Annotated in this window: 11 protein-coding genes; all 11 read left to right on the plus strand. The window is 37.9% G+C overall.

Going from position 1 to position 10,814, the window contains the following annotated elements; translation table 11 throughout:
- Positions 1–121 precede the first annotated feature (121 nt).
- Entirely contained in the window at positions 122–853 is a 732-nt protein-coding gene (locus tag A3G19_RS01380; RefSeq protein ID WP_294870209.1) for a DUF5672 family protein, read from the plus strand.
- Positions 850–1,851, plus strand: coding sequence for a hypothetical protein (locus A3G19_RS01385; protein ID WP_294870211.1), 1,002 nt, complete (start codon positions 850–852; stop codon positions 1,849–1,851). Before A3G19_RS01380 ends, A3G19_RS01385 begins: the two co-directional genes overlap by 4 nt.
- Positions 1,852–1,854: 3 nt before the next feature.
- Entirely contained in the window at positions 1,855–3,174 is a 1,320-nt protein-coding gene (locus A3G19_RS01390) for a DUF3431 domain-containing protein (protein ID WP_294870213.1), read from the plus strand.
- A 2-nt stretch (positions 3,175–3,176) separates the two neighbouring features.
- Positions 3,177–4,466: an oligosaccharide flippase family protein gene (locus tag A3G19_RS01395; protein WP_294870215.1), complete on the plus strand. Its 1,290-nt coding sequence runs from the start codon at positions 3,177–3,179 to the stop codon at positions 4,464–4,466.
- Positions 4,463–5,461, plus strand: a complete 999-nt coding sequence (locus A3G19_RS01400) for a hypothetical protein (RefSeq protein WP_294870217.1) — start codon at positions 4,463–4,465, stop codon at positions 5,459–5,461. Before A3G19_RS01395 ends, A3G19_RS01400 begins: the two co-directional genes overlap by 4 nt.
- 10 nt (positions 5,462–5,471) lie before the next feature.
- The gene (locus tag A3G19_RS01405) at positions 5,472–6,608 is read left to right on the plus strand and encodes an O-antigen ligase family protein (protein ID WP_294870219.1); all 1,137 of its coding nucleotides are present in this window, start codon (positions 5,472–5,474) and stop codon (positions 6,606–6,608) included.
- 124 nt (positions 6,609–6,732) lie between these two features.
- Entirely contained in the window at positions 6,733–7,626 is an 894-nt protein-coding gene (locus tag A3G19_RS01410) for a glycosyltransferase family 2 protein (protein ID WP_294870221.1), read from the plus strand.
- Positions 7,569–8,384, plus strand: a complete 816-nt coding sequence (locus A3G19_RS01415; protein ID WP_294870223.1) for an alpha-1,2-fucosyltransferase — start codon at positions 7,569–7,571, stop codon at positions 8,382–8,384. The genes A3G19_RS01410 and A3G19_RS01415 overlap by 58 nt, the downstream gene beginning before the upstream one ends.
- Complete coding sequence (locus tag A3G19_RS01420) at positions 8,381–9,205, plus strand: glycosyltransferase (protein WP_294870225.1); 825 nt, start codon at positions 8,381–8,383, stop codon at positions 9,203–9,205. The genes A3G19_RS01415 and A3G19_RS01420 overlap by 4 nt, the downstream gene beginning before the upstream one ends.
- Before the next feature lie 68 nt (positions 9,206–9,273).
- Positions 9,274–10,209: a sugar transferase gene (locus tag A3G19_RS01425; protein WP_294870227.1), complete on the plus strand. Its 936-nt coding sequence runs from the start codon at positions 9,274–9,276 to the stop codon at positions 10,207–10,209.
- 36 nt (positions 10,210–10,245) lie between these two features.
- A complete protein-coding gene (locus A3G19_RS01430) occupies positions 10,246–10,812 on the plus strand; it encodes a lytic transglycosylase domain-containing protein (protein ID WP_294870229.1) in 567 nt (188 codons plus the stop codon).
- Positions 10,813–10,814 lie beyond the last annotated feature (2 nt).

The following is a 10,814-nucleotide window of genomic DNA, read 5'->3' on the forward strand; positions in this document are numbered from 1 at the left end:
GTGGTCGGTGAGCTAACCAATACCGATAAAATCATGAACGACAGCTTCTGGATCGGACTTTATCCGGGGATGGGTGATGATGCAATTAGCTATATGATTGAAACAATTCGAAAGTTTGTAAATGTTAAAGCATCTTAATAACGTAACCTTGGTTGCCGTTGCTACGACTGAAGTCGAAGCAACGGCGAAAGCATTAGAATACAGTACTAAAAAAATGTCGTTCGAGAAGGTGCTGCTTTTTTCACATTATAATCCTTTAGCGGATAACACGATTTATGAGCATATTAAAATTGAGCCTTTCCAAAGTGTGGGTGAATGGGGTAAATTTGTCGTTTTTGATTTATATAAATTTATTACGACAGAGTATATTATTTTAGTTCATGCGGATGGTTTTATCGTTAATCCCGAGCAATGGGATGATGTATTTTTGCAATATGACTATATTGGGGCACCTTGGCCGTTGCCGAAAGACAGTTTTTCGTATCGCGATTACTTTGGAAATATTATTCGTGTTGGAAATAGTGTCTCCTTAAGAAGTTTGAATATATTAAAGCTTCCCGATCAGTTAGGATTGGATTGGAAAAGTGCCGATCATGGTTTTTTTCATGAAGATGGATTTTTGTGTGTACAAAATCGTCATATTTTTCAGCAGCAAGGTATTAAATACCCTCCACTAGAGGTGGCGTGCCGTTTCTCAAGAGAAAAGCCTATTGCCGAAAACAGAGGAATTGTTCCATTCGCATTTCACAAATGGGAAGGGGAAAATAGGTCTTATCCTCGCTTTAGTTCAAAGAGTTCGATACGTCATACCGTTAAAAAAGTCATTCGAAAAATCAGGAGTGTATTAGCATGAGTAAGATTATCGATACGTTTTTATTTTTTCAGGAATTGGATCTGTTGGAATTGCGTTTGGCATATTTGAATCCCTATATTGACCGTTTTGTTATCGTTGAGGCATGTCAAACATTCAGTGGTAAGCCAAAAGAATTTGTTTTTGAAGCAAATTTAAAACGGTTTGAAAAATATCTTGACAAAATTACATATATTCAAATCGCCGATTTTCATAGTGATTATAATTCTGTTATAGAGTTTCTTTCCAAAGAAGGTACTCCAAGCCATCTTAAAGTACGTGATATCCTTGAAAACCATCATCATTATAATAAGAAAGAGCTCAACTGGGTTCTGGACTCCTACCATCGCGAATGTATCCATTTAGCATTAGATCGGATTGCCGACAAGGAGGATATCGTAATTTTGTCGGATTTGGATGAAATCCCCTCGCTAACACTTTTTAGTAACCAGAACATACTAAAAGTAAGTGACCGTCCTTATGTATGTTGTCAGCACGAATTTCGCTATTTTCTTAATTTCTTCAAAGATTCGGCATGGCTTGGTACCATTGCAGGGAAACAAAAAGTGATGGGAAAACACTCTTTGAATATGTTGAGAATAGATTCTAAGCAAGTACGTGACATTGTGCATCCGGAAGCGCTTGCTGAATGCGGTTATCATTTTACAAGTTGCGGTGGTATTGAGGCAGTTCGGAAAAAAATCGAAAGTTGGGGACATCAGGAATTAAACAATAGTACGGTAATCAAAAATATCGAGAAAAATGTTATGTCAGGGCAAGATATCTTTTTTCGTGATATTGGGGCGACACTTGAAAAGATAGAAATTGATGATATGAGATATTATGACTCCGCAATGATCGATTTAATGATCCGTTATCCAGAGTTGATTGCAACACATCGGGTTGATGCACAGCCTACGAACGGTTTTTGGCAGCGCTTGATCATTAAGTGGCATAAAGTCAGATATAAACTTCGTATCATATTGTCGGCAAGTAAATAAGTGATGCAAAAAACGGATAGTTTTTTTATTATTTCAAATCATAACTTGGATCCTCGTCATTTATTGGATTATTGTAGTGACTATCTTATTTATGACCAGTCGCAGCAGGCTGAGTATAAAGAGATGCTCGTCGGGACGAAGTTTGTCAACGCACGACATACGGGGCATAATATTTCCGACTATTTTACATTTTTTATTCATCATTATGATAATTTACCTGAAACGATGATTTTAATAAAAGGTAATATCTTTCCTAGGCATTTATCTCAAGCTTTTTTTGAGAGAGTGTATACAAAAAAAACTTATACATTTTTATTTGAAGACAAGCATTGTCGGAACAGTCAATCGTACAGTCATTTTTTATTTTCTGAAAATCAATACCTTGAAATTAACAACTCGTGGTACGTCAAAGATTACCCTCATTGGTATTTCCAAAGTTTTAATGAATTACTCCAATTTTTTTATAAAGACCCTGTACTTCCCCGTTACAATCTTTTTGCACCGGGAGCATGCTATATTATCTCTAAGCAACAAATTCAGAACTATTCAGCGGAATTTTATAAAAATCTTTACAAAATCATGTGTTATACGGTTCCGGTAAACCCATTCCCCTCAGAAGCCCACCAAATTGAAAGGCTGTGTCATCTGATCTATAGTTCAACGTATGAAGTACAAGAGTATATGAACAGCGAAGAAGCTTTTGATAGGGCATTACGTCTACATTGTCGTAATCGTAAGATAGGGGCTAAGATTTTGCGCTCTTTTGATTGTGCGAAAATTCCTAATAGTGTTTTGATTATTGGGGTTCACGAATGGGATGAATTGAATGTATGGCAAGAACGTTATCCAAATGCCGAGATAGTTGGAGCGGGTATTTTACCGTTGTATGGTTATAAACTCGATTCTTTGTCTTATTTGTATGGGCCGATATCAGATTTGGAACGAAAGATAGATGAATTGAAAATTGGATTTGATTTAATAATTTATGAGGGCTATCATCTTAAACAAGAGAGTGATATACTTGGGGTTATTATAAAAAAATATCTTCATATCGCTGGTGTGTGTTTCGTTTCGGATATTTTAACGCTTCCTTATGTTTATATGCGTAAACTGGAAGCTTCTGCAACAGATTGTACCATTTCCTATAAAGTACAAAAGAATAATCGCGAGGAGAGATTATATCTTTTGAAAATCACAAAAAAGCGATTTTTATTTAAAAAACTTTTTATCCCTTTTTATAATGCTTTACAAAGAATAGCAAGTACGATTCACTGGGGTCGGTATAACGGAATAGAATATTTAAAACGAAAGTTACCGGTTTAAAAATGAGTCATAACCTATCTTCAGACCATAAAAATCTGCGTAAAAACATTGCGAGTTTATCCGCTTTGCAAATGATAAACTTTGCGGTGACTTTGCTTATCCTGCCTTATCTGGCACGGGTTCTAGGAGTAGCAGGGTGGGGAAGTATCGTATTTGTACAACTGGTTATAAATTATCTTTTATGGGTTACTAACTGGGGATTTTACCTTGGGGTGACGAGACGGGTTTCTGCTCGTCGGAATAATGAAAAAGTTCTGGCGGGGTTACTCTTTAATACTTTGGTGGCACAGTGGTTGTTGACTTTGGTCGTATTTTTTTTCATGGGAGCCATTCTTTTTATACTAGATATCCCGATGAGTCAAAAACTGATGTATATTGTAGCTTCCGGTTTGTTGATAGGCAACGCATTGACCCCGATTTGGTATCTTAACGGTCTGGAAAAGATTAGAGAAGCTGCCATGATCCAATTGTCGGCAAAACTGCTGGCTATTCCATTGATCTTTATTTTTGTGCATGAAAAAACTGACAGCTTGACATATTTGTTAATTAACACTTTATGCTCGATAGCGGTCGGTTCATTTGTGATGTATCAATTGTATCGACAAGGACACTTGAATTGGAAACCGTTGTCTTTTGTAAAGGTTTTGCGAGTGATCAAGGTTGATTATAGACTTTTTTTAGGAGCATTGTGGGCAAATTTGAACGGTTCGCTTATCCCGACGATATTAGGAATTGTAGGTGGCCCTGCGGCTTTAGGATACTATAATCTGGCTGAACGTGCAAAAAGCGCGGCGATTACGGTGTTGCAGCCGATTTCACAAGCTTTATTTCCTCGCATGTGTTATTTGTTTCAGCATGATCATAAAAGTGCGCACCGCTTATTGAAGCGATCAGCTATGATTTTATTGGGATTATCGGGGATTGTTAGTATTGTTTTATTCGTTTTTGCGGCAGATGTTTTGAGATTGTTAGGTGGAGATGAGTTCATCGAAGGCGAGCACGTTTTGCAATGGATGGCTTTTACGACGTTTTTTACGACTGCATCTGCATTTATGACACATCAGATCTTGATTCCGGCAGGACGTTCCAACAGTTATAATTATGCAATGTTTATGACGTTGGCCCTCAATGCTATTTTGGTGATGCCGATCATTTCAGCTTATGGTGCATTAGGGGCGGCGATCGTTTTATTTGTAACGGAATTGTTTATGCTAGGGTATTTGTTTTTTCATGTGCAGAAATATAAATTACATAGAGAAAATCTTAATTTTGCGGGAGTAAACCGACAATGATCATAGCAGCGCGGTTTTATGAAGGGCAAGGGCTAGGAAATCAGCTTTGGGTACATGCCGTTGGACGAAGTATTGCTGAGTACTTGGAAGTACCTTTTGTACAACTAAATATGGATAAATTCAAAGGTAAGGATTTTTTGGAAATCGATGAAGTTGTTCTCTTCTCGGAAAATGAACAAGTATCGTTTGATGAGTTGTCTGAACTTCCCGTATTTCATGAAACTCGCTATTATGATCCGGACTTGAAAGTTGTTTCATCTGATTTTGATGAGCGTGTAACGCATCTGACAAGCAGTGTTGAGTTGGAAGGATTCTTTCAAAGCGAGCGCTATTTTTTTGGTGATATGGATCGACTGAACCGATACTTTCGTTTAACGGATCAATGGAAAACGAGTGTAAATATTCCGGATGATACCTGTATTCTCAACATTCGCGGAGGAGAATATAAACGGCATAAAAATCTTATTCTACCGTTGGAATATTGGAATCATGCCATCCGTAATATTCGGGAAAACACTGCGGTTAACCGATTCTTAATCGTGACTGACGATGTCGCATACGCTAAGGCACTTTTTCCTGAGTATGATATTTTGCAAGGAGGAGTCGGAGAATGTTATGCCGCACTTTATAACGCCAAGGCAATTGTATTGTCAAATTCGAGTTTTGGATATTTCCCTACAAAAACGAATCCGAATAAACCTTATGTGATTGCTCCTCGGTATTGGGCACGATTTAATAATGCTTATCAGCGTTGGGCTTCTCCAGCCAATTTGTATCAAGATTGGTTATGGCAAGATTATGAAGGACGTTTGGGAACGTATGATGAGATGCGGGTAACATACAACCGAACAATAGAGTATTATAAGAATAATTATTTTATCTCTACTTCTCCGGAAGTCGTTTATCCAAAACCACTTTCACGTTTTCTTTCTCAAAGAAAAAAACAACAAATTAAAAAAATCCTTTCGCGATTATTTCCGATGAAGTTTGGATAAGGAAAAGTTGATGACAAATATAAAGCGCGACTCTTTTACTGGGTTCATATTTGGATTTTTGTTGTTAATTGCTCAGGTTAATTTAACCTTTGGAATGTTACTTCTTCTCTTTGGAACACTTTTTTATTATTATCGCTATTTTACTGTAAATTTTACTTTGATAGATATTACTATTGCTTTAGTGATTAAAATTTTTTGGATTGTTTTTATTTGGGTATTCTTTAAATCTAGTTCAGTCTTTCTGCTCGCCCAAACATTAGTTGTAGATTTGATGTTGTTAAGTATGCTTTTCATGAAAATTAATGAGGACTTTTTAAAGAACTTTTCAAAGCCTCTTGTTTTATTGTTGTTGATAGATTTTGTTTTCAATTTATCTATATATATTTTTGGGGCAGATTTTTTTGGTAGAGGTGGAGCTTTAAGACCAGGAGATATTATTCCAAGGGTTGGCGGGGTATTTGGTCATCCTTTTTATTCTGTAAATATTGCTTTAATAGGTATTTTTTGTGGTTTTATTCTTAAAAATAGATATATAGCTTTTATAGGATTGACAAATTTTTTAATGAACGGTACTTTTAGAAGTCTACTTACTGTAATTCTTCTTTTTATTTTCATTTATGCAATAAAAATGAAAATGAAATTAAAGTATCTTATCATAGGTTCTATTTTATTCGCTGCAACTGTTTTTATACTTACAATCTATTCAGCAGGTGGTGATGAATATGGTGGTAATACATTACGGGTATTTGCTTGGATTAATGCTATTGATCATATTTTGCAAAATCCTTGGATGGGAACACATACATTTTCAACAGCACCATTGGACGATATGAGTATGGATGTGATAGAGGAACATGGCATTGCTGAATCAGCATATTTACAATATGCACTTGATTATGGAATCCCTGCCATGATTTTACACTTTTATATAATATTTAGATTATTACATAGTAATTATAAAAGGTATTTTTGTTCAAAAACAAATAATATTTATAAATATTTGGCATTATTATTCGCTGGTGTGATATTTGCTGATACCTTTTATGGTAGTTTGTTTGGCTCTGTATTAACTACTTATTTTGCGGGTATCTTACTCGTTGCTTATCAAGATAAAAATGAAACTAGTTATGATTCTAAGAAAGTGTAATTTCTTTTTGTTCAGGTTTAATGATCCATAATCAATAAATTGAGTGGTACAGTTAAACTGTGCTCAAAATATGATAAAATAATACAATTTTTAATACTAATTTTGAAACAATATAATTTTTTTGGTGGGTTACTCTTTGGAACAAAAAATCAATAAACCTAAGTCCTGTATTATCACTGTCAATTATTTTGCGTCCGAATTATTGGGCAATATTACGGCATTGGCTGAAAAATATGGATTTGATCTTATTATTGTTGATAACTCATGCAATGCGGATGAATCCGAAGCACTTAAAAATATACATGGCATAGTCGTTACGAATAGCGATAACGTTGGATTCGGCACAGGATGCCATATCGGTATTGAAGAAGCAAAGCGTCATAGCGAATACGAGAATTTTTTATTTGTGAATCCCGATATTACTGAGATAGATTTTTCGAAAATAGCTGAGGCACTGGAAGCGTTTGGACGTGATCATAATGCGGCATATTTTCAACCGCTCATTCTCGATAATCGAGGTGAGGAGAGTATTCTCGGAATCCGGGCAACTAGTGATGCGAGAGTGGTTTTATTGTATACGTTTATCAAAAAGATTTTTACCTCATTGGAATATTATGTTCTTCATGCGAAAGAATTGAGTAAGAATACAACAAATATCTATATCCCATCGGGAGCTTTTTTTATTGTAAAAGCTAATGTCTTTGATCGTATAGGAGGATTCCCGAGGGATACTTTTTTATATTTTGAAGAGTGGCTTTTTGCCGCTAGGGTAAAAAAACTGGGAATGTACGGTTATATTGATCCTTCATTACGGGTTCATCATGAGATCGGTTATTCCACCGGTTTACAGTATGGTGCCGGAAGTGCAAAAATGTTGCGTTATCGGCATGACGCATTTTTGACTGCTGCTGTAATTATTTTATCAAATACCGTAATCGCTCTAGCGGCCAAAGGGGTAATATGGCTCGATTACGGAGTTCGGTCGCTGATTTTGAATCTAAAAAGGGGGAGACAATGATGCTGACATTGCGTGGAGGGCTGGGTAATCAGATAATCCAAATCGCCTATATGCTACGACAATCCTCCTCTCCGGTTATAAACACTTATGCCGTACGGTTGCGTTCGCAGTTGAAAGATTTATCCGATATCCTGTATACCCATAATGCAGCGGTACATTATCTGTTTGGTTTGATTCGCAAAGGTGTATCGTTTGTGCGCGGACGGGCGACGGATATACGGATCGGCGGAGTTCATGACGGCTATTTTCAATACGGTGACATTACTGAGCTGATTCCGGAGAGTCTTGCGTCACATTTGACGGGACAGATTATGCTCGATCCGATGATCGGAGAAAAAATCGACATCGCCGTTCATATTCGCGGCGGAGATTATTTTACCCAAAGCGCGAGTAACATTTATGCGATATGTACGGCGGATTATTATGTGCGGGCGTTGGAACTGTGTCGGAAACGCTTGGGTAAAGAGACGCTTAACGTCTATATTGTGACCAATGATCGTGAGTATGCCAAATCACTTTTGGCTCCGTTAGAGATGAATTCGGGATTTCGCTTTATTGAATATCAGGGAGATGAATGGGGTGATTTTTCGTTGATTTATCGGGCGGATGCGGCGATTATCCCAAACAGTACGTTTTCGATGACGGCTCGGATGCTGCGTGCCGATGGTATGACTTTTGCACCTAAACAATGGTTTTTGGAATCATCGCATCTTACGGCGCCCTATTGTCGTCAATTCACCTATTTGGATATTGAATGAATTTCTCAGTTTTAATCTCTATCTATCATAAAGAACGACCGGAATATTTTCACAGAGCGATGCAAAGTATCTGGGATGAGCAGATGCATAAACCCGATGAAATCGTTTTGGTGCTGGATGGACCGCTAAACGAAATACTTGATCATGCTATTGATATGTGGAAAACTAAGCTCAACGAAGTATTGACAATCGTACCGTTGGAAAAAAATGTCGGGTTGGGGGAGGCTTTGAACATCGGATTGGCGCACTGCCGATACGATGTTGTTGCGCGAATGGATACAGACGATATTGCGATGCCGCATCGTTTCGCTCTTCAGCGGCAGATGTTCGAGTCTGAAGAGATCGATATTTGCGGTAGTTGGATTAGTGAATTTGATACGGATGAGGCAGTGACGGTATCGATACGCAAGGTTCCGGCCCATCATAATGAGATTGCCCGATTTGCTAAATATCGTAATCCGCTGAATCATCCCTCTGTCATGTATCGGAAAAGTGTTGTCGAACTAGCTGGTAATTATCGGGATATGGCAGGCTTTGAAGATTATTATTTGTGGGTGCGAATACTGATGCATGGTGGACGTTTTGTAAATATTCAAGAACCGCTTGTGCATATGCGAGCCGGATATGGACAGCTTGAACGTCGCAGTGGAAGAGAATATGCGCGCCATGAATATGCGTTTCTTCGAACGCTTCGGACTTCTGGATTTCTATCCGGATATGAATGGGTGAGAAACGTTATGCTCCGTATCCCCGCGCGAGTGGTTCCGAACCGTTTGTTAAAAACGATTTATAAACGATTGAGAGATATGTCAAAACATTAGGATTTAATTCGATTAAGTTTAATTATATTATTATATGGAGATCATCTCTATTTTAGGATTATGTTAAGATGATAATTTTAGGTGAAAAATATACCTTTTCAGATTTTGAAATGAGGTTACTTGAAAAAAGGTTTTCTCATGTGGTTAGGGAACCGTATATGGAGGAATCGTTAGATGAGATGTCAGATAGGTTGGAACCGTATTTAAGCACATCTTTTCACCGTCTTATCGTCTATAATATTCATTGCACCGATGTTGAACATATAAATCGGTTGCAGACTCGATTAAAATGTAGAGATTTATCGGACCCCCCCCAGGTGATGAGAGTTGAGCAATTTTTGGAAAAATATCTCCAAAAATGCTATATTCCGGAAAATTATAGTGAGGCAGATATTTTAAAAGATATCAAACCGTTTACAAAATGGCAGTATTTTCAAAAACGTTTAATCGATTATTTTGGAGTGTTTTGGCTCTTCTTTTTTAGTTGGCCCGTTTTACTCTATTGTCGACAAAGGATTAAAAAAGAGTCCATGGGAACCTCTATGTTTAAACAGCATCGAATAGGGTTGGGTAATCGAGAGTTTAAATGCATTAAATTCCGTTCGATGCGGCTGGATGCGGAAGCTGACGGAGCAAAGTTTGCCAGTGAAAATGACCCTCGTACCTTTAGATGGGGTGAAATCATGCGTAAAACTAGATTTGATGAGCTGCCTCAAATGCTTAATATTCTTAAGTCGGAAATGCATTTGATTGGTCCGAGACCGGAACGAAAGATTTGGATCGAAGAGTTTGAGAAAATCATCCCACATTATTCTAAACGGCATTTTGTTCGACCGGGAGTGACAGGATGGGCGCAGGTGATGTATCCCTATGGTGCTAATGCTGAGGATGCCCGCCAAAAACTGATGTATGATTTGTATTATATCAAATACTGGAGCATGGCTTTGGAACTTAAAATCGTTTGGATGACGGCATTGACTGTTATCCGTAAAAAAGGGATATAGTAAAATACAATGGGGTTGAAAACATTAGGATTACTTATGGTATGGGCAGTGTATGTACACGCAAATGCGTTTGACCCAATCTTCGAAAAAGCGGGGCGTGATTTCGGTATCGAACCCTCGCTCCTTAAACGGATCGCAACGATCGAAAGCTCTCTCAACCCTAATGCTATCAATCGTAATAAAAACGGTACGGTCGATATCGGTTTGATGCAGATCAACACGATTCATCTCAAACGTCTCTCAAAAATCGGAGTGACTGAATCCCTCCTGCACGATCCTGAAGTTAACATCTATGTCGCCGCGTTGCTCCTAAGTTCACATATACGCAAAGGAGGATATAATCTTGAGACTATCGGACGGTATCATTCGGCGAATCCAATCTATAAACACCTGTGGCTCAAACGTCTGAGTATGGCAACGATACCGAAAGGGAAAACCAATATGAGCACCGCATCGGCGGATGATCCGCGAAGCCGTTTCGTTCAACAGCAGTTGATGCACCGTACCGATGAAAAAATTGCATTGGGGCTCGATCCCAAACAAGCGTGGCGGGAAGCCAAAGCAGAGGTTGAGAGGATGATGGGATATGACAATACAATCTGAGG

The sequence above is a fragment of the Sulfuricurvum sp. RIFCSPLOWO2_12_FULL_43_24 genome (assembly GCF_001829605.1).
In the GTDB taxonomy this organism is placed as follows: domain Bacteria; phylum Campylobacterota; class Campylobacteria; order Campylobacterales; family Sulfurimonadaceae; genus Sulfuricurvum.

Bases quoted from the DNA above. Each gene is read 5' to 3' on its own strand.
- A3G19_RS01380 (WP_294870209.1), top strand. From the start codon at position 122: ATGTTAAAGCATCTTAATAACGTAACCTTGGTTGCCGTTGCTACGACT.
- A3G19_RS01385 (WP_294870211.1), top strand. From the start codon at position 850: ATGAGTAAGATTATCGATACGTTTTTATTTTTTCAGGAATTGGATCTG.
- A3G19_RS01390 (WP_294870213.1), top strand. From the start codon at position 1,855: ATGCAAAAAACGGATAGTTTTTTTATTATTTCAAATCATAACTTGGAT.
- A3G19_RS01395 (WP_294870215.1), top strand. From the start codon at position 3,177: ATGAGTCATAACCTATCTTCAGACCATAAAAATCTGCGTAAAAACATT.
- A3G19_RS01400 (WP_294870217.1), top strand. From the start codon at position 4,463: ATGATCATAGCAGCGCGGTTTTATGAAGGGCAAGGGCTAGGAAATCAG.
- A3G19_RS01405 (WP_294870219.1), top strand. From the start codon at position 5,472: ATGACAAATATAAAGCGCGACTCTTTTACTGGGTTCATATTTGGATTT.
- A3G19_RS01415 (WP_294870223.1), top strand. From the start codon at position 7,569: ATGGCTCGATTACGGAGTTCGGTCGCTGATTTTGAATCTAAAAAGGGG.
- A3G19_RS01420 (WP_294870225.1), top strand. From the start codon at position 8,381: ATGAATTTCTCAGTTTTAATCTCTATCTATCATAAAGAACGACCGGAA.
- A3G19_RS01425 (WP_294870227.1), top strand. From the start codon at position 9,274: ATGATAATTTTAGGTGAAAAATATACCTTTTCAGATTTTGAAATGAGG.
- A3G19_RS01430 (WP_294870229.1), top strand. From the start codon at position 10,246: ATGGTATGGGCAGTGTATGTACACGCAAATGCGTTTGACCCAATCTTC.